The sequence below is a fragment of the Saccharospirillum sp. genome (genome assembly GCF_039982735.1).
GTDB lineage: Bacteria > Pseudomonadota > Gammaproteobacteria > Pseudomonadales > Natronospirillaceae > Saccharospirillum.
In genome coordinates this window covers 97,019-114,695 of record NZ_JBDWXV010000009.1, presented here as the reverse complement: position 1 = coordinate 114,695, position 17,677 = coordinate 97,019, and the positions used below count along the sequence as shown (strand labels likewise).

The window sequence follows — 17,677 nt, the reverse complement described above, 5'->3', positions numbered from 1 at the left end:
CTATTGGCTTGAACCAATCAAACCGGAGCACGGGTTATGACCGAGGGCGTGTCGGAAAAGATCAATTTGGTGTACCGCGCCCATGGTGCGGATCAGGATGAGGAACTGCCCTTTCGGATTCTGGTGCTCTCGGCACTGAATCCTACTGCTGATCTGGATCCCTATGATGCCTTTGAGAAAGTACAACTGACCAGCAATGACCTCAGTGGTGCCTTCGCCAGCTTTCAGCCGGAACTGACACTTTCGATTGAAGACGAAATGCTCGGTAATGGCGAGGCCATCTCCATTACCCTGTCGTTCTTGTCGCTGTCCGATTTTGAGCCTGAATCGCTCTTTCCACACATACCCGGCTTTACCACACTGATTGAAGCACGCGATAACCTGTCTCTGTGTCTGGACAGTGAAACGGTGAGCCTGAACGATACTACCCGGGCTTTGCTTGACCGAGCCGGCTTGCTGCAGGAGGCGCAAACACCTGACTCAGCCGATGTCTCCCGCTGGATGGCCGAACTGGACACTCGTCTGAACTCGCAGATGAACGTATTGTTGCACCACCCCGATTTTCAGCGGTTGGAGTCTGCCTGGCGCTCACTCGACTATCTGGTAGGAGGGATCGATTTTCACGAAAATGCTCTGGTCGATGTGGTTAATCTGGATAAGGAAACCCTGCGTGAAAGTTTCGAAGACACGCCGGAAATCACCCAGTCTCCGTTGTACCAGCTGGTTTATTCCAGCGAATTTGGTCAGTTCGGGGGTAAGCCCTACAGTTTGATGGTGGGTGATTACCTGTTCGACCCCAACGCACCGGATATTCAACTGCTGCAGAATCTGGCTAGAGTAGCCGCCATTGCGCATGCTCCTTATCTCGGTGCGGTCAGTGCCCGTTTCTTCGGACTGGATGACTTTCGGGAATTTAGCCGGATGCGTGACTTGAACGCACACTTCCAGCAACCCGGGTTTGAGAAATGGCAGTCTTTTCGACAAGAGCCCGATGCGCGCTACATGGCATTGTGTATGCCGCGTTTTTTGCTGCGTGAAGCCTACGCAGAAGACAACAGCATGGGCTTTAGTTTTTATGAGACCTATCGCAAACAGGATACGCAAGGTGTTTGGGGTAACGCTGCCTTTGCATTGGCTGAACGGGTTGCAACGGCCTTTTCCCGCTATCGCTGGTTCGTCAATATGGTGGGGGAAGACTTTGGTGTTCTGCCCGAGTTGACTGTATCCAGCGGACGCGGCGCCCAGCGCGGTCAGATACCAACCGAAGTGCTGGTTTCCGATCGACGTGAGAACGATCTGGTGCACCAGGGGTTTGTGCCGCTGACCTTGCGTAAGGGGAAATCACAGGCGGGATTCTATTCAGCCGCCAGTGTTCGCTTTCATGACATTGAAGGTACACCCGAAGAAACCATTGCGGCGCAACTGGATGGACAGATGCCCTACATCCTGATTGCCTGCCGCTTCGCCCAGTATCTGAAGGTGATGCAGCGTGAACACATTGGCTCCTGGAAGACCCGTGCGCAAATCGATCAGGAGCTGACGCAGTGGCTTCGCCAATACGTGTCGGACATGGATAACCCGGCACCCGGAGTTAGGGCCCGTCGGCCGTTGCGTAGCGCAAACCTGTCGATACGGGAAGTCGAAGGCAAAGCTGGGTGGTACATGATCTCGATGGAACTGACCCCACACTTTAAATTTTTAGGTCAGCCGGTCACCTTGCGTGAAAGCGGTCGGTTGGAAAAAAGCTGATAACAGGAGGTGATTTTCATGGCACTACCCGGCTATATGCAAATAACCGCAGAAAACCAGGGTGCGATCGAAGGCGATGTAGACCTGGCCGGTCGCGAAGGCAGCATCGAGATACTGAATTTTCAGCACACCGTGAAGATACCGTCAGACACCTTTGGCATTCCAACCGGACGGCGGGTGCATTTGCCGATGACACTGGGCAAGATTGTCGATCGCAGCAGCCCGATGCTGTTTCAGGCATTGTGCGACAGCGAATTGCTGACCGAAGTACTGATCGACTGGTACCGGACCGACGGCTCGGGCATGGAAGAGTTGTATTACCGGCTGCGCCTGAAAAATGCCCAGATCACCAACATTGAATTCTACGTGCCTGATACCGAAACCGCTGAACACCAGGTAGCGGGGCATCGCGAGAAGATCTCGCTGGTGTACGACCATATTATCTGGAGCCATGAAGTCGATGGTGTGGAATATGAAGACGCCTGGAGTGCTGAGCGCTGAGTATGGGTCAACTGCGTTTGCTCAAAAGGCTGCAACAGTGGCAGCACCTCGAAGGTGAGCCGCTGGAGGTCGACGACGTCAGCCTTATAGATTCAATACTGACGGATATTAGCAACCTGCTGAATACCATTCAGGGGACGGCGCTGATTCACGACAAACTCGGCTTGTCTGATGTTAAAAAGCTGTTTGTCAGCCACGGCAATGTTGCTCAGGATGTGATCAGCGAGGAGATACGAATCAACATTCAACTGTTTGAACCCCGGCTCCGCCGCTGCTCGCTGGAGCGGGATGAAACGGTGAAGGCGGGTGCGCTGCGCTGGCAATTGCGCGGTGAGGTAGCGGTTCGTGACCGGGTACTGCCGGTGCGAGCCATGATTTCCCTGACTGCTGATGGACGCATCAGCCTGAGTATGCGGGGCTGATGAATGATCAGTGAACTATACCAACGCGAACTGAATGCGCTGCGCGAAAAAGCCGTTGAGTTCTCCCGAAAATACCCGGCCTATGCGCCACATCTGGGCGGTGCCAGCTCCGACCCCGATGTTGAGCGCATTCTCGAAGGCGTAGCTTATCTGGGTGCTGGTATCCAGGAGCGACTTGATTCCGGTTTTCCGCAACTGGCGCAGTCGCTGCTCAACCTGGTCGCACCGCAGTATATAGAAGAAATTCCGGCCACAACCATCATGGCGTTTGAGCCAAAAAGCATTCTCAAAGAGCCTCTGCTGGTGCCCAAGGGCACTTTTATCGACTCCCGCGAGGTTCAGGGTGTCAAGTGCCGTTTTACCACGGCCTACGATCTGAATGTGTTACCAATGACGATAAAGGGTGTAACGCTGGAAACCCTCGGCGATCGCTCGGGTACGCTCAGTGTTCAGATCAACATGCTCGCCGGCTACGGTCGACGCTTCAGCCTGAGTGACCTGAGCTTCCTGGCTGCCGATGACTACTTGCAGGCCAGTTCCCTGTTTTACCTGCTAAAGACTTGTGTGCAGTCGGTGTCTGTGGTTCAGGGCGGGCAACGACGTACCCTGCCTGGCTGTAGGCTGGACTCTTTGGGTACGGATGATCGCTACCCGTTGTTGTCCCGCCCCAGTCAGTCGCTGCCTACTTATCAGCGGCTAACTGAATATTACGTGAACAAGTATAACTATCTCTACTTCCGGCTGGCATCACCCAGCCCTCAGACGCTGATGGTCGATGGCGGTAACCTGACGATCGAGTTCCACTTGAAAAACCTGCGCAGCAAAATGCCCCGGGTTGGCAACGACAGCCTGAAACTGTTCACCGTACCGGCGGTTAATCTGTTCCCTCATGACAGTGAACCGGTTCAGGTGGATCAGCGAGAAGCCGACTTGTTATTGCAGCCAGCGCGCAATGTGGACAATCGGTATCAGATTCATTCAGTGCAAAAAGTGACCGGTCACAATCGCCAGACGGCTACGCGAAGCAGCTATCAGCCGCTGTCATTGCTTAGTCAGAGTGAGGCCGACGGCGGTGTTTACGAACTGATTCGGCAGTTTGATGCCGATGCTGGAAGCACCGCCACGCGCCTGAACCTGAGTTATCCGGACAGCGAGCGTATCCCGCAGCGCGAAACCCTGACCGCTTCTCTGACCTGTTCCAACGGCAGTCTTGCCAGTGAATTGAAGCAGGGTGAAGTGAGCAAAGGTACTCAGAATACCTCCGAGTTGGTCGACTTTTCCAACCTGTTGGCGCCAACCGGTTATGTACCTCCCCGATCCGGTAATGATTTGTGGAGCTTGTTGTCTCACCTGACCATTAATTATTTGCCGATGGCGACTCTCGATAATCTGAAAGGGCTGTTGCGACTGTACCTGCCACAACACAGCGCAGGAAAGAGCGATGAAAACGCCAATCTAAAGCGACTGGATTCCATTCAGGCCATGACCGTTACTCCGGCAACCCGATTGTTACGTGGCAGTCTTATTCGTGGCCAACACGTCACTTTGAGTGTCGACGGAACCGGGTTTGCGGGCCTGGGTGATATCTATTTGTTCGGCGAGGTTTTGCATCGGTTACTGACTGATTTTGCCACGGTCAATGCCTATGTTGAGTTGACCATTACAGATTTGAATTCTGCAGAGGAACTGGTATGGACCAGCCAGACGGGACATCGATCGCTGATCTGAAACAGGACCTGCTGGACAACAGCCAGGACTTCGATTTCTTTCAGGCTTACCGGTTGCTGCAGCGCTTGAATACGCTGAGTACGCGCAGTCGGTTTGATCAGCGTGACATCCGGGTAAGACCCAATCTTGAACTGGGCTATGGTGATACCGACATTCATGAAGTGTTGGAATTGCCTGGCAACAAAGGCTATGAACTAGTCACCAATCTTGCCGGGCTCTACGGCATCTCCTCACCCCTGCCAGATTTTTATACCGAAGAGTTACTGGATTACGAATGGGAAGGTTACGAAGGGCCAAGGGCCTTTCTCGATATTCTGAACAACCATTTACTGACCAAACTGTTCGATGCCTGGCGCCTGAACCGCCTGACCCAGAATACCATCGAGAACCGCCTGCAGGATTATCGTCGGCTGATCGCCAGTGTTAGTAATAATCCGACACTGGAGCAAAACCCGGATGATGAACTGGCGCAGTTGAAATTACGCTTCAGCGGGCTATTCAGTTTGTACAGTAAATCGGCGACGGGCCTCAAAACGCTGTTGCAGGGGTACCTGGAAACTGACGAGGTTGAAGTGGTTGAACATTATCGCCTGGTGGCACCGGTGCCGGAGCGAGATCGGTTGCGGTTAGGACAGCAGGCCACCGTGCTCGGACAGGATGCACACCTGGGCAGTCGAGTGACCGATTACAGCAGTGGAATTTGTGTGCGTATCGGCCCCATGCCCGAAGCCATGTACCGGGAGCAGTTTGTGAATGCCGGGCGCTGGGCGTTGCTCAATCATCTTGTTCGTGACTATCTGGTCGAACCGTTGGCCGTTCAACTGGAGTTGCTGGTGCGCCGGACCGGCCAACCTGCAAGACTGGGGCAAGACTGGAATCATCTGGGGCAAACCAGTTATCTCGGGCACATCAGTGACAGTGGCGTCGTCCCCTTCTTTGCATCACTCGACTGATCCCTCCGTTCGGCTATGGATGAGGTAAATTCACCTATGGCATGAAAACCCATCGTTTGTTACCGATCGTAAGCCTCCCTATCATGGGTGTCATTGAAGGCCTCAGCGCCTAACCGTACACGCACATGACATTGTCTGGAGGCAAACATGGCACACTCAAACGAGATCGAATTCAAAGCTGTTACCGATTCCTGGGGCAACCCGGATGTGGCTTACTACGAAGCCGAAGCCATGAGAATGCGCAATGAATACCTGCGCTCGGCTGCCCTGAAAGGCCTGGCATCTGCCAAAGAGACTCTGGTCTCCTGGTTCAGCGCCCCGTCTCGCACGCACAGCGCCTGATCGTCCTTTTTTACTTTATCGTTGTTAGTTTCCAGCACGTGCTCCTTCGGGGCCGTGCTTTTTTGTTTTGTACTGCCTGCGCATGACATTTCGCCGCCTTACCCCCTATAATCCCGTCTCTTCAAGCCCTTCCTGTTTATTGCATCGCTGATTTCCGAGGTGTTATGTACCCGATCGACCTGAATGATCTGCGCCAGTCCATCGTGGCTAATGTGGCGGCTTCACTTGCCGAAGACGTTGCCAGCGGCGACATCAATGCCGCTTTGATTGCTGAGCAAAGCGAAGCCCATGCGCGGGTGATTACTCGTGAAACGGCTGTCATCTGCGGTGTCGACTGGGTGAATGAGGTGTTTCATCAGTTGGACCCCGATGTCAGGCTGGAATGGCATGTTCAGGACGGCGACCGGGTTGCGGCCAATGACACCCTGGTAGAGATCAACGGCAAAGCCCGGTCACTGCTGACCGGTGAACGAGCGGCTCTGAATTTCCTGCAGTTGTTGTCGGCCACGGCGACGCGCGCGGCGCATTTCGTGGCCATGCTCGAAGGCACCGGCGTAAATCTGCTCGATACCCGCAAGACACTGCCCGGGCTGCGCCTGGCGCAGAAATATGCAGTGACTTGCGGCGGTGGCCAAAGCCATCGGATGGGCCTCTACGATGCGTTTCTGATCAAGGAAAACCACATCCTGGCCTGTGGTGGTATTGGTGCGGCGGTGAGAGCGGCCCGAGACCTGGCCCCGGGCAAGGCGGTTGAGGTGGAAACCGAAAACCTGTCTGAACTGGCCGAAGCGCTGGAGGCCGGCGCGGATGTCATCATGCTCGATAATTTCAGCCTGGAGGATACCCGCACCGCGGTAGCAACCACGAGCGGCCGGGCTCGTCTGGAAGCCTCGGGTAATGTGAACGCCGATACACTGCGTGGCATTGCTGAAACCGGGGTGGACTATATTTCGATGGGCACTCTGACCAAGGATGTCACCGCAATCGATCTGTCGATGCGCTTGTTCATTCAAGACTAAGCGCCGTTGTTCGATTAGGAAGGCTGGTACCAGAGTCGGCTGTCGTCAAGCGGAGTGTCGGGTGGCAGCAGCGGGTTGCTAAGTTCGATGACCCGGCGCTCCTGCAAGCGGGCGCGTTCGATGGCTTCACCGTGAAAGCGCCAGAAAATAGCATCAAAGCTGCCATCGTCGATCATTCTCAGCAACCCGGTTTCCAGCCGTTCAGCCAGGGCGGCGTTGTCTTTCTTGACGAAGAAGTAATAGGGCCAGGGGTAGTACAAGAGCAGGTTGGGCTCGATGGTCAGGTTGGGCAATACCTCCCGCCGCATTTCCCATTCGTCGAACACCTCGCCGATACCGCGCGGAAAAATATCCACCCGGCCAGCATCGATCATGCGAAACAGGCTTTCGTATTCGCTGGTCGATACCCGCAACCCGTTGGCTTCAAATACCAGTATGTCTCCCCATCCAATGCCCTGCGCCAGTGAAAGTTGCGCGAGGTCTTCCAGCTCTTGTACCTGGTCAATTTTGGGCTGATTTTCGGCCCGGGTCAGTGCGATACGATACGACAACAAGCCTTTGCGCAGGGGAATGCGAATGGGAAGAAGCAGGGTTTCGCGTTCAATGGAGGTTGAGGTCCAAATCACGTTCGGGGTGCGCCCGGCCATCAGCTCCTGTGAATAGCGCATGGACGTCATGGGAGCCGGCGCGGCGTGCATTTCGAAGGGGCCAAAGTCGGTTTCGGTTTTTTCCAGGGCGGTGCGCAATATGAGGGTGAGGTCGTCAAAACGACGATCCAGTTCAGATTCACTGGCGGGGTAAACCACAGCGAGTTCAGCGCGAACACTGGTCACGATGGTCACAAACCATAACATCACCAGAGTTCGCACCATTCGGGTCACCCTACAACGACAAGCCTTACCGCAGACTAGTTGAACGGCTGGGGTTGTCAAAGGAGTGTTGAGGCGCGTCAAGAGGTAGAGCTCTGGTTTCGGAGGCTGAACTGGCTACCATGCCTTGAGCCCGCGACGGATGGCAGGGTTGCTCTTGCGGGGGCGCCGTGAATACCTCCGTGTAGGCTTAACTTGGGCATCCATGCCTCAGATACCCCCGCAAAAACAACCCTGCCACCCGCCGCTTTCAGTGTGCAAACTCAAAAGTTTGACTACTAAATCATGACGTCGTCGATCAGATTTAACCAACGATCCCTTGCTCACGCCAAAGCGCTAATTGCTCTGCATCGCAGCCCAGCAGGTCTATTAGAACCCGGTCGGTATCGGCACCCAGTGACGGCGGCGCTTTGTCGTACTGAACCGCTGATTCGCTGAAGCGGATGGGGTTGGCGACTGAGGGCACCTTGCCCAGTTCTGTCTGGTCCAGCTCCCGCTGCAGCTCACGGCTCTGAACCTGGGGGTCGGCGAATACCTGCTCCAGAGTGTTGATCGGGCCGCAAGGTACGGAGACTTCTTCCAGTCGGGCCAGCCACCAGTCGCGAGACTGGGTTTTCATCAGCTCGATAACTACCGGTAACAGGGTTTCGCGGTTGGCAACCCTGGCCTGGTTGGTGGCAAAGCGTTCGTCGGCTGCCAGGTCCGGGCGGCCGGCGACGTCGCAGAACCGCTGGAATTGCCCATCGTTGCCGACAGCGAGAATAAGGTAATCGTCTGCTGTCGCAAACGCCTGGTAGGGCACGATATTGGGGTGGGCGTTGCCTAGGCGCCCCGGCGAGTTGCCGGTGGCCAGGTAGTTCATGGCCTGGTTGGCCATGGCCGCGACCTGAACATCCAGCAGGGAGAGATCGATGTGCTGACCGAGGCCGGTGCAAGCGCGAAAGTGTAGGGCAGCCTGAATGGCGTTGGCGGCGTAGAGGCCGGTTAAAATGTCGGACAGTGCTACGCCGGCTTTCATTGGAGTGCCATCGGGTTCGCCGGTTACACTCATCAGGCCGCTCATGCCCTGTATCATGAAGTCGTATCCGGCGCGGTGTTTGTATGGCCCGGTTTGGCCGAAGCCGGTGATCGAGCAGTACACCAGACGCGGGTTGATGGTCTTCAGACTGTCGTAGTCGAGCCCGTATTTTTTCAGGCCGTCAACTTTGTAGTTTTCGACCAGTACGTCGGCGTCGCGAATCAGGTCGCGCAACAGTTGTTGGCCTTCCGGTTTGGTGAAGTCGATGGTGATGGACGCTTTGCCCCGGTTGGCGCTGTGAAAGTAGGCGGCGACGCGGTGCTCGCCCTCGCCCAGAAACGGCGGGCCCCAGCCCCGGGTGTCGTCACCCTGGCCGGGCCGCTCTACTTTAATCACTTCGGCGCCGAAGTCGGCCAGCATCTGGGTGGCCCAGGGGCCAGCCAGAATGCGGCTCAGGTCGATGACCCGAATGCCGCTCAGGGCGCCTTGAACGGCTGTATCGTTCATTAGCCGAACGCCTGAATGCCGGTTTGTGCACGGCCGAGAATCAGGGCGTGAATGTCGTGCGTGCCTTCATAGGTATTAACGGCTTCGAGGTTCATGACGTGGCGGATAACACCGTATTCGTCGCTGATGCCGTTACCGCCGTGCATGTCGCGGGCAACGCGGGCGATGTCGAGTGCCTTGCCGGCGTTGTTGCGTTTCATCAGAGATATCAGCTCAACCGGGCAGGCGTCGTTATCCATCAGTTGACCCATGCGCAGGCAGCCCTGCAAGCCGAGGCTGATTTCGGTCTGCATGTCGGCCAGTTTTTTCTGGATCAGCTGGTTGGCGGCCAGCGGCCGGTTGAACTGAACCCGGTCCATCACGTAGCTGTGTGCGGCCAGCCAGCAGGCTTCGGCCGCACCCATGGCGCCCCAGGCAATGCCGTAGCGGGCTTTATTCAGGCAACCGAAGGGGCCTTTGAGGCCTTTGACGTTGGGCAGAATGTTGGCTTCAGGCACATACACATCTTCCATCACGATCTCACCGGTGATCGAGGCGCGCAGGCTGAATTTGCCTTCGATTTTGGGAGCGCTCAGGCCTTTCATGTCGCGTTCGAGGATAAAGCCGCGGATCTCACCGTCGAGTTTGGCCCAAACTACGAATACATCGGCGATGGGGGAGTTGGTGATCCACATTTTGGCGCCGTTGAGAACGTAGCCATTGTTGGTTTTGACGGCCTTGCTTTGCATGCTTCCGGGGTCAGAACCGGCATCCGGTTCGGTTAGGCCGAAGCAGCCGATCAACTCACCGGTAGCCAGTTTGGGCAGGTATTTTTTGCGCTGTTCTTCGCTTCCATATGCGTAAATCGGGTGCATGACCAGGGAGGACTGTACGCTCATGGCCGAGCGGTAGCCGCTGTCGACGCGTTCAACCTCGCGGGCGATCAGGCCATAGGCGACATGGCTGGCATTCACGCAGCCGTATTCTTCCGGCAAGGTCACCCCGAGCATCCCCAATTCGCCGAGTTCCAGCATGATGGCGGGGTCAAAGCTTTCGTTGCGGTTGGCCATTTGCACACGACTGGCCAGTTTGTCCTGGCAGTAGGCGTGGGCGGTGTCGAGAATCATGCGTTCGTCGTCGTTCAACTGCTCGGTCAGCTTGAAGGGGTCTTTCCAGTCAAAATGTGCGGTAGCCATAGTGGTGCCTCTTGTTTTGGTGGCTGGAGTTCGTGTCAGTCACCGGGTGTGCCTAACCGGGGTCGGCGTATATCCATCCATGGAGCCTAGACCGCAGCATCCTTGCTGCGGACTCCCCCGGTTAGGCACACCCGGCACCTGACACTGAGCTGGCCGTTAACTCCAGATCGGTGTTTTTAGTGGGCTTAAAGATAGCTTAAGTTTCTGAATATCCATATTATATTGTTTTTATATTTTCCATATATTTAGGATATAGCTGAGAGCTGAGAGCTGAGAGCTGAGAGCTGAGAGCTGTGTGCTAGGGGTAACTTTATGCGGTTAGACAGCATCAGCCGGTTGCGGTACTTCAACGACATCGCCATTACCGGCAGTTTCTCCCGGTCGGCGCGGCGGTTGGGTATTGCGCAGCCGGCGTTGAGTATTGCCATTAAAAAGCTGGAGGAAGAAACCGGCCTCAAGCTGATTAACCGGGCCGACCGGCGCATGACGCTGACGTCGGACGGTGAGGTATTGCTTACTCACGTGCGCCGCATTCTGGAAGGGCTGACCGATGCCACCCGCGAACTGACCGAGCTGCAGGGGTTGGAGCAGGGGGAGGTGAAGCTGGGCGCGTCGGCGATGCTGTCGACCTATTACTTACCGGCCTACCTGTTTGCGTTCAAGAAAGCCTACCCCGGGATTCGGATTCGTCTGTATGAAGCCGGTACCGATACGCTGGAGCAGATGGTGATCAATGGCGAGCTCGATCTGGCGCTGATTCGCTCTGAAAGACCCCACGACCAGATTCGATATGCCTCGCAATTGTCGGAGCAGGTTGTGGCCTGTATGCCGAAGCATCACCATTTGGCGGAGCGCGAGTCGATCACAATCGAATCGTTTTGCAAACAATCAACGGTGATGTTTCGCAGTGGTTATTACCTGCGCGACTCGGTTGAGCAACGCGCCCGGGCGCAGGGGCTCAGTCTGAATGTGCAGTTTGAGACCAACCTGGTGGATTTGTTGAAGAGCCTGGTGAAAAACGAGATGGGGCTGGCGACCTGTCTGTCGATGATTGTCGAGAACGAGCCGCTGCTCTGCACCCGGCCCTTCGACCCGCCCATTCCGCTCGAACTGGCCTGGGGCTGGAAGAAAAATCACTATCTGTCGAAGGCGAGCCAGGCGTTCCTGAGCTTTTTTGAGAAGTGAGAAAAGAGAGCTGCGAGCTGCGAGTTCTGAGTTATTAGCTAACAGCTCGTAGCTCTCAGCTCACAAGGCCATCCCTTCCGGCACACCAAATAACGGACCGTAACGCAGGCCAATATAGGCGTGTTCGCGCATCAGCATTTCTGCGCGGGTGCTTTCGCCCATGACCAGAGCTTGCACAACGAGCTGGTGTTGCAGTTGCGCGACCTGGAGTTTGCGTTGCTCCTGGGCCAGGTGATCGGTATCGATGGTGATCGAAGCCGATGAGGCGAACGGCAGGTGATTGTTGCGGGTGATGGCGTCGCTGATGGCGCGGCTGCCGGCGTTGTTGACGATCAGGGCGTGGAAGCGGGCGTTGATGTCGCCCCAGCGTTCAATGTCTTCCTGGCTCAGCTGAGGCTGGTTTATGAGCGCATCCCCTTCCTGAACACAGCGTTCCAGTTGGTCTTTCAACTCTGCAGATAAACCCTTCTCGGCCAGCCGACGCGCGGCCAGCCCTTCCAGTACGCCACGTATCTCAACACCGCACAAGACGTCGTCGGCCGACACTTCACGTACGACATAGCCTTGCTTGCCGGTACGTTCCAGCAGGCCTTCCTGTTCCAGGGTGCGAAAGGCGAGTCTGACCGGTGTACGTGAGACGCCCAGTAGCTCGGCTACCTGTACTTCACGCAGTTTTTCACCCGGTTGGTAGCGACCATCGCGGATGTGTTTGCGCAGTGCGGTAATGGCGGTGTGGCTGATCTGGGTCATGATGAAAACGGGATCCAGTGAGTCATTTGTGCTGGGCATTCTCGGCCCAATGGGGGCTTTGCGCAAGCCTTTCAGGTACATCCTGGATCCAAAAATATACATAAGTGGATCCAAAACTGATATTTCTATTGACAAGCGGGGGTGTGAAACCTATTTTTGGATCCATAACTGATGTCGACGGATAAAAACAAGTGAGTCGACCGACCCAATCACACGACCCGATGCAGTGGAGAACCGCCATGACCGTGCAAGCCTCCTGGCCGACCAATACCTGGTACGTTGCCTTTTCGTCTGATGAAATAACCGACAAGCCACAGGGCCGCCAGATTTGTGGCCAGCGTATGGTGTTTTACCGCACCCAAAACGAGAAAATCGTGGCCCTGGCCGATTTCTGCCCACACCGGGGTGCGCCCTTGTCGTTGGGTTATGTGAATGACGAAGGTGACCTGGTCTGCGGTTACCACGGCATGGTGATGAATTGCGACGGCAACTGTAAGTCGATGCCAGGCCAGCGCGTCAATGCGTTTCCGGGCATTACGGCTTACCCGGTTGAAGAGCGGTATGGCTTTATCTGGGTATGGCCGGGCGATGCTGAAAAAGCCGATACCGATCTGATTCCCAAGTTCGACTTCTTTGATGACCCGGACTGGGCCTACGGCGGCGGCGTTTATCACATCAACTGCAACTACAAGTTGATGGTCGATAACCTGATGGACCTGACGCACGAGACCTATGTGCACGCGACCAGCATTGGTCAGCCCGAGATCGAAGACGAAGCACCCGACTCCTTTAAGGATGGCGATACCGTGGTCACCAAGCGCACCATGGAAAGCATTAAGGCACCGCCTTTCTGGCAAAACGCCCTGAAATTCAACGACCTTGAACCGACGGCCGATGTCGACCGCTGGCAGATCAGCCGCTTCACACCCCCCAGCCACATTATGATCAACGTTGGCGTGGCCATTGCCGGCCAGGGTGGATTCGATGCCCCGGCCGACCAGAAAGCGTCGAGCGTTGTGGTCGACTTCATTACCCCCGAAACCGAAACCTCAATCTGGTACTACTGGGGCATGGCCCGTAACTTCAAGCCGCACGATCAGGAACTGACCAAGACCATTCGCGAAGGTCAGGGCCAGATTTTCTCGGAAGATCTGGAAATGCTGGAAGCCCAGCAACGCAATCTGATCGACAACCCTGACCGTCAGTTGCTGAAACTGAACATCGACGGCGGTGGTGTACTGGCGCGCCGCATGATCGACAAGATCCTCAAGCAGGAAGCATCGGCGTCTTAAATCTTCGAGATTTGAAGTTCGCAACGTGCGAGCGAAGGGTGCCACCGGTAGCCTTCGCGGAATGTAGCCACTTAGTGAACTCCAGGCTTGAACTAATCCGAACAGTGCCCGGCCACTTTGGCCGGGCGCACTGTCTACCGGAGTTGGTATGAGTAAAAAAACCACCCTGTCGATGATCGTCAAGGTTAACAAAAAAGTCGCCGAAGCCGATGGCATTGTGCGAGTGGAACTGGTCGATCCGCACGGTCGTGAATTGCCGGTGTTTACCGCAGGAAGCCACATTGATATTCAGGTTGCGCTGGATACCATTCGTCAGTATTCGCTGAGCAATGCCCCCTGGGACAACAAACGGTATCAGTTGGGTGTGCTGCGCGAACCGAAGTCACGCGGCGGGTCTATGGCGGTGCACGATGCACTCAATGAAGGTGATTTGGTGCAAATCAGTGCGCCGCGCAATCACTTTGAATTGCGCCCGGCTGCCAAAAAATCCTTGTTGTTGGCCGGTGGCATTGGCATCACGCCGATTTACTCCATGGCCCAGCAACTGAATCGTGAAGGCAAGGAATTCGAGTTTCATTATGCCGCCAAGTCACGCGGGTGCATGGCGTTTCTGGATGAGCTGGAAGATGCCCCGTTCAGCGACCGCTGTCATTTTTATTTCAGCGACGAGCCGGATACTGGTCGGGTAGACATGGCCGCTCTGGCGAAAAACGTTGAGCCCGATACGCATCTCTATGTGTGCGGACCAGAGCGCTTTACCGACAGTGCCTTGCAGACATTCAAGGACGCTGGCTGGCCGGTCGATCATCTGCACACCGAATACTTTGTTGCCGAAGACATCGACACCTCGGCCGATGGCAGTTTCAAGGTTCGAATCGCGAGTACGGGAGAGGAGTTTGACATTCCGGCTGACGAGACCATCGCTAACGTGCTGATCGACAACGATGTCGATGTGCTGACCTCGTGCGAGCAGGGCATTTGCGGTACCTGCCTGACCAAGGTCATCGAAGGCACTCCCGAGCATCGTGACCGGTATCTGGATGACGCCGAACACGCCGCCAATGATCAGATGACGGTGTGCTGTTCACGCTCCAAATCACCCTTGCTGGTGCTGGATCTGTAAGCTCGCAAGCGACCTCAGTCCGCTTCTTCTGTTAGCATGGTGCCTCGGCAAAAACGAGGCACCAGCGCATGCGCCCCCTGTTCGAACAAATTGATACCCGCCCCACGCCCATTGGCCAGATCACCCTGCGCCGCCGGCGAATTCCCGGCCTGACAGACGACGACATCTACGAAGTAAAGCTCGGCGAAGAGTTCCTGATGTCCAGCCTGTTTGTTAAAGCCGAAGAAGCGCTGTCTGATTTGGGGTTAGCCGCATTGGATGATCGACCAGCCGATGTTGTCGTCGGCGGTCTTGGCCTCGGCTATACCGCCGTTGCTGCATTGAAGCACGAAAAAGTACGTTCCATGGTGGTGGTCGAGCTACTGGAGCCGGTGATCGAATGGCACCAGGCCGAAGACGTGCCGCTGGGCGCCATATTAAATGCCGACCCGCGAAACCGCTACGTACAGGGCAGCTTCTTTGACCTGGCCAAAGGCGAGCCAACCGGCTTCGACCCGGAGCAGCCTGGCCGTGTCTTCGATGCCATTCTGCTCGACATTGACCATTCCCCAAGCTTTCTGCTAAACGCCTCCAATGCGTCGTTTTACCAGACTGACACCCTGGCCACCATGGCCCGGCAACTGCGACCGGAAGGCGTGTTTGCGCTCTGGTCCAACGAACCGCCGGCACCGGATTTTATCGCCGTGCTGGAAACGGTGTTCAGCCAGGTCGAGTCCCACATCATTCGCTTTTACAACCCATTCCAAAACAACGAAGCAACGGCAACGGTTTATGTCGCCATTAAATAGGCTTGAGCGTCACGTTTCGCCGTTCGGTTTCGGTGTATCGCCATAAGCTCGCGCCGATTTCAGTAGTAGATTAAGCAATGATGCTCTTAAAACCGTGTGCTGCCTTTTTAAAATATAGACTCAATTTATTCAGAATAATTTCAACACCCAGTTTGGCGACTCTTTAGTGTGTGAATACTGAAATCTCAGTCAGTTAGATGCAGCAATCCCTCAGTGTTCACCTTGACTGGAACTGGATCGGATACTTGGCCAATGAAGGTTCCATCCGGGGTGTCATGCCAGAACCCCATGAACGAGAGTTCGTCATTTTGCCGGATGATCTTGCCGGCATAACGGGGCACCGGGTTGCCGCCATCCAGGAAAGGCCCCGGAGCTAACCGCCATGGGCCAAGATGATGGTCGGCCATCAGGTAATGGGTGCCGCCTACGGGGTCCGTGGGTGAGTCGGCCGCATAGCCTTTCGACCAATGCTCCCCAGCGGTGCAGAACAGGCAGTACCAGTGCTTGCCATGTTTGAATACTTGCGGAACCTCTAACTGGCCAAACAGGCCGGCATAGACCGGCTTCTCCAGAGTCCAGTGAGCAAGGTCCGCAGATCGTGCCAGACCGATGGCGCCTCCGTCATTCGGTTCGTCCCGGCCCGATACGCGAGCGGTGAAATACATCAGCCAGCCATCACCATCGGGGTCTTTCATTACCCAGGGGTCGCGCATGGCACGGTCATGCCATTGGCCCTGTTCGTATTCTTCATACAGTTCAGGATCCAGATCAAGCGCCAGGCCATTGCCTACGCGCTCCCAATGGTGGCCATCCGTACTGGTGGCGTGACCGATACGCTGCTTCATACCTCGCTCGGCTTCACAGGTTCCGGTGTAAAACAGGTGCCAAAGCCCGTTGTCGTCTTTAATGACCGAACCGGTCCAGGTGGTCTTGTCGTCCCAGGCCGGGCCTTCAGCGGGTGCCAGGCAAGTGCCTTGGTTGTCCCAATGGTGCAGATCGGTGGAGATGGCATGACCTTGGCTGACATTCCAGTGCCGCAACTGCGGATCCTCCAGGCTCTTGTCGGCCTGAAGGTAATAGAGGTGCCATTGGCCGCCGTCCTGGTAGAGCCAGAAATCCCAGATCCATTTATCGTTTAGTGCGAACATGTCATGCTTCCTGTGGAAAAAGAGAGGCAAGCGCCTCTCACGGATATTTGATGGGGGTGTCAGATGTGGCTAACGGTGTCACGCCGAATCAATTCACTTTCGATTCGCCGGGGCTGATCGGCATTGGCGTCATGCTTGCCCTGAAGGATGCCATCGAGGCATCGATAGGCTTCCAGGCCGATTTCCCGATAGGGCAGAGTGACCGTGGTTAATGCATGTTCCATATGTCGAATAAGCATTTCATCGTTGTCATAGCCTATGACTGAGATGTCATCGGGTATGCGAACGCCTTTTTCCTTAAAATACGCCATGGCGCGCATGGCCATTAAATCATTGCCGAAACAAAAAGCGGTCGGTGGCTCCGCCCGCGTCAGTAACTCGTCCAGAATGGCCTGCAAGTCAGCGAACGGTGTCCACGGCTCGAACTCTTTTGTCTGACGCCAGATGATGGCGCGATCATCCAGACCACCTTCCCGGCAACCTTTCAGAAAACCGTTCAGTCGCAACCTGGAAGCCACCATGTTATCCGGCAGACCGATGTAGGCCAGACGTCGGTGGCCCTGCTCGATTAAATAGCGCGTGGCGATCTCCTGACCCTGAGCGTCGTCGGGGACAACGGCCGGGGTTTGCATGGCATCAAAACAGTTGGCCAACACTAGCGGGAAGTTCTCTGAATGGGGGAATAAGACCTGCTGATGATAGTCCGCTGCATAAATGACACCCTCAACCCGATGCGATTGAAACTTGCGCAGCAGCTCTGCGACTTCTTCGGATGAGCCTGGGCTGTCGGCGATCATCAGGATTCGGCCATCGCGTCGACACCCTTCCTGAACGGCTCGCACCAGGTGCATGGCCGATAGGCCGGATTCCAGCGGGTCGTGAGTCGCAGCGGACAAGACACCTGTGATCATGCCGATGATGCCGGACTTACTGGAACGCATGGCTCGCGCACCAGCGTGCGGCCGGTAATCCAGTTTTTTAATCGCGGCTTCTACTTTGGCCCGGGTGGTGTCCTTAATGGACGGCTCGTTATTGATGACTCGCGATACCGTTTTGATGGAGACACCGGCCAACTGGGCGACATCATGAATGTTGGCCATATAACTCT

The 17,677-nt window shown here is 55.7% G+C and carries 17 protein-coding genes; 11 read left to right on the top strand and 6 right to left on the bottom strand.

Features of this window, described 5'->3' with window-relative positions:
• Positions 1 to 36 precede the first annotated feature (36 nt).
• From tssC to nadC, 7 genes are all read left to right on the top strand, one after another.
• Positions 37 to 1,749: a type VI secretion system contractile sheath large subunit gene (tssC, locus tag ABJT94_RS06555; protein WP_348474886.1), complete on the top strand. Its 1,713-nt coding sequence runs from the start codon at positions 37 to 39 to the stop codon at positions 1,747 to 1,749.
• An 18-nt stretch (positions 1,750 to 1,767) separates the two neighbouring features.
• Positions 1,768 to 2,250 carry a type VI secretion system tube protein TssD gene (gene tssD / locus ABJT94_RS06550; RefSeq protein ID WP_348474885.1) on the top strand — a complete coding sequence of 161 codons (483 nt, stop codon included), beginning with the start codon at positions 1,768 to 1,770 and terminating at the stop codon, positions 2,248 to 2,250.
• A 2-nt stretch (positions 2,251 to 2,252) separates the two neighbouring features.
• Entirely contained in the window at positions 2,253 to 2,672 is a 420-nt protein-coding gene (gene tssE, locus ABJT94_RS06545) for a type VI secretion system baseplate subunit TssE (protein ID WP_348474884.1), read from the top strand.
• A 3-nt stretch (positions 2,673 to 2,675) separates the two neighbouring features.
• Positions 2,676 to 4,400, top strand: a complete 1,725-nt coding sequence (gene tssF, locus ABJT94_RS06540; RefSeq protein ID WP_348474883.1) for a type VI secretion system baseplate subunit TssF — start codon at positions 2,676 to 2,678, stop codon at positions 4,398 to 4,400.
• Positions 4,364 to 5,353, top strand: coding sequence for a type VI secretion system baseplate subunit TssG (tssG, locus tag ABJT94_RS06535; protein ID WP_348474882.1), 990 nt, complete (start codon positions 4,364 to 4,366; stop codon positions 5,351 to 5,353). The genes tssF and tssG overlap by 37 nt, the downstream gene beginning before the upstream one ends.
• A gap of 147 nt (positions 5,354 to 5,500) precedes the next feature.
• Positions 5,501 to 5,695, top strand: coding sequence for a hypothetical protein (locus ABJT94_RS06530; RefSeq protein WP_348474881.1), 195 nt, complete (start codon positions 5,501 to 5,503; stop codon positions 5,693 to 5,695).
• Between the two features lie 164 nt (positions 5,696 to 5,859).
• Positions 5,860 to 6,714: a carboxylating nicotinate-nucleotide diphosphorylase gene (gene nadC / locus ABJT94_RS06525; protein WP_348474880.1), complete on the top strand. Its 855-nt coding sequence runs from the start codon at positions 5,860 to 5,862 to the stop codon at positions 6,712 to 6,714.
• A gap of 14 nt (positions 6,715 to 6,728) precedes the next feature.
• Here the strand turns inward: nadC and ABJT94_RS06520 are convergent, their stop codons facing one another.
• The 3 genes from ABJT94_RS06520 to ABJT94_RS06510 form a co-directional block, all read right to left on the bottom strand.
• Complete coding sequence (locus ABJT94_RS06520) at positions 6,729 to 7,586, bottom strand: amino acid ABC transporter substrate-binding protein (RefSeq protein WP_348474879.1); 858 nt, start codon at positions 7,584 to 7,586, stop codon at positions 6,729 to 6,731.
• A gap of 301 nt (positions 7,587 to 7,887) precedes the next feature.
• Positions 7,888 to 9,108 (bottom strand): CaiB/BaiF CoA-transferase family protein, encoded by a 1,221-nt coding sequence (locus ABJT94_RS06515; RefSeq protein WP_348474878.1) that lies wholly within the window; start codon positions 9,106 to 9,108, stop codon positions 7,888 to 7,890.
• On the bottom strand, positions 9,108 to 10,283 hold the full coding sequence (locus tag ABJT94_RS06510; RefSeq protein ID WP_348474877.1) for an acyl-CoA dehydrogenase: 1,176 nt from the start codon (positions 10,281 to 10,283) through the stop codon (positions 9,108 to 9,110). Before ABJT94_RS06510 ends, ABJT94_RS06515 begins: the two co-directional genes overlap by 1 nt.
• Positions 10,284 to 10,595: 312 nt before the next feature.
• Between ABJT94_RS06510 and ABJT94_RS06505 the strand changes: the two genes are divergently transcribed.
• Positions 10,596 to 11,468 (top strand): LysR family transcriptional regulator, encoded by an 873-nt coding sequence (locus tag ABJT94_RS06505; RefSeq protein ID WP_348474876.1) that lies wholly within the window; start codon positions 10,596 to 10,598, stop codon positions 11,466 to 11,468.
• Positions 11,469 to 11,528: 60 nt separating this feature from the next.
• Here ABJT94_RS06505 and ABJT94_RS06500 read toward each other — a convergent pair whose 3' ends face one another.
• Complete coding sequence (locus ABJT94_RS06500; RefSeq protein WP_348483209.1) at positions 11,529 to 12,218, bottom strand: GntR family transcriptional regulator; 690 nt, start codon at positions 12,216 to 12,218, stop codon at positions 11,529 to 11,531.
• Between the two features lie 239 nt (positions 12,219 to 12,457).
• On the opposite strand from ABJT94_RS06500, the gene ABJT94_RS06495 reads away from it, so the two are divergent.
• From ABJT94_RS06495 to ABJT94_RS06485, 3 genes are all read left to right on the top strand, one after another.
• Complete coding sequence (locus ABJT94_RS06495) at positions 12,458 to 13,510, top strand: aromatic ring-hydroxylating dioxygenase subunit alpha (protein WP_348474874.1); 1,053 nt, start codon at positions 12,458 to 12,460, stop codon at positions 13,508 to 13,510.
• 148 nt (positions 13,511 to 13,658) lie between these two features.
• Positions 13,659 to 14,633, top strand: coding sequence for a PDR/VanB family oxidoreductase (locus ABJT94_RS06490; RefSeq protein WP_348474873.1), 975 nt, complete (start codon positions 13,659 to 13,661; stop codon positions 14,631 to 14,633).
• 68 nt (positions 14,634 to 14,701) lie between these two features.
• Positions 14,702 to 15,421 carry a spermidine synthase gene (locus ABJT94_RS06485; protein ID WP_348474872.1) on the top strand — a complete coding sequence of 240 codons (720 nt, stop codon included), beginning with the start codon at positions 14,702 to 14,704 and terminating at the stop codon, positions 15,419 to 15,421.
• A gap of 185 nt (positions 15,422 to 15,606) precedes the next feature.
• Here ABJT94_RS06485 and ABJT94_RS06480 read toward each other — a convergent pair whose 3' ends face one another.
• Positions 15,607 to 16,569 (bottom strand): levansucrase, encoded by a 963-nt coding sequence (locus ABJT94_RS06480; RefSeq protein ID WP_348474871.1) that lies wholly within the window; start codon positions 16,567 to 16,569, stop codon positions 15,607 to 15,609.
• A gap of 59 nt (positions 16,570 to 16,628) precedes the next feature.
• On the bottom strand, positions 16,629 to 17,669 hold the full coding sequence (locus tag ABJT94_RS06475) for a LacI family DNA-binding transcriptional regulator (protein ID WP_348474870.1): 1,041 nt from the start codon (positions 17,667 to 17,669) through the stop codon (positions 16,629 to 16,631).
• Positions 17,670 to 17,677: the final 8 nt, after the last annotated feature.

What these genes read in the sequence shown, in the direction of transcription:
- ABJT94_RS06520 (WP_348474879.1), bottom strand. Translation starts at nt 7,586, where the DNA reads ATGGTGCGAACTCTGGTGATGTTATGGTTTGTGACCATCGTGACCAGT.
- ABJT94_RS06530 (WP_348474881.1), top strand. Translation starts at nt 5,501, where the DNA reads ATGGCACACTCAAACGAGATCGAATTCAAAGCTGTTACCGATTCCTGG.
- tssD (WP_348474885.1), top strand. Translation starts at nt 1,768, where the DNA reads ATGGCACTACCCGGCTATATGCAAATAACCGCAGAAAACCAGGGTGCG.
- ABJT94_RS06490 (WP_348474873.1), top strand. Translation starts at nt 13,659, where the DNA reads ATGAGTAAAAAAACCACCCTGTCGATGATCGTCAAGGTTAACAAAAAA.
- ABJT94_RS06495 (WP_348474874.1), top strand. Translation starts at nt 12,458, where the DNA reads ATGACCGTGCAAGCCTCCTGGCCGACCAATACCTGGTACGTTGCCTTT.
- tssG (WP_348474882.1), top strand. Translation starts at nt 4,364, where the DNA reads ATGGACCAGCCAGACGGGACATCGATCGCTGATCTGAAACAGGACCTG.
- ABJT94_RS06480 (WP_348474871.1), bottom strand. Translation starts at nt 16,569, where the DNA reads ATGTTCGCACTAAACGATAAATGGATCTGGGATTTCTGGCTCTACCAG.
- ABJT94_RS06500 (WP_348483209.1), bottom strand. Translation starts at nt 12,218, where the DNA reads ATGACCCAGATCAGCCACACCGCCATTACCGCACTGCGCAAACACATC.
- ABJT94_RS06510 (WP_348474877.1), bottom strand. Translation starts at nt 10,283, where the DNA reads ATGGCTACCGCACATTTTGACTGGAAAGACCCCTTCAAGCTGACCGAG.
- ABJT94_RS06515 (WP_348474878.1), bottom strand. Translation starts at nt 9,108, where the DNA reads ATGAACGATACAGCCGTTCAAGGCGCCCTGAGCGGCATTCGGGTCATC.
- ABJT94_RS06475 (WP_348474870.1), bottom strand. Translation starts at nt 17,669, where the DNA reads ATGGCCAACATTCATGATGTCGCCCAGTTGGCCGGTGTCTCCATCAAA.
- tssF (WP_348474883.1), top strand. Translation starts at nt 2,676, where the DNA reads ATGATCAGTGAACTATACCAACGCGAACTGAATGCGCTGCGCGAAAAA.
- nadC (WP_348474880.1), top strand. Translation starts at nt 5,860, where the DNA reads ATGTACCCGATCGACCTGAATGATCTGCGCCAGTCCATCGTGGCTAAT.
- tssC (WP_348474886.1), top strand. Translation starts at nt 37, where the DNA reads ATGACCGAGGGCGTGTCGGAAAAGATCAATTTGGTGTACCGCGCCCAT.
- tssE (WP_348474884.1), top strand. Translation starts at nt 2,253, where the DNA reads ATGGGTCAACTGCGTTTGCTCAAAAGGCTGCAACAGTGGCAGCACCTC.
- ABJT94_RS06485 (WP_348474872.1), top strand. Translation starts at nt 14,702, where the DNA reads ATGCGCCCCCTGTTCGAACAAATTGATACCCGCCCCACGCCCATTGGC.
- ABJT94_RS06505 (WP_348474876.1), top strand. Translation starts at nt 10,596, where the DNA reads ATGCGGTTAGACAGCATCAGCCGGTTGCGGTACTTCAACGACATCGCC.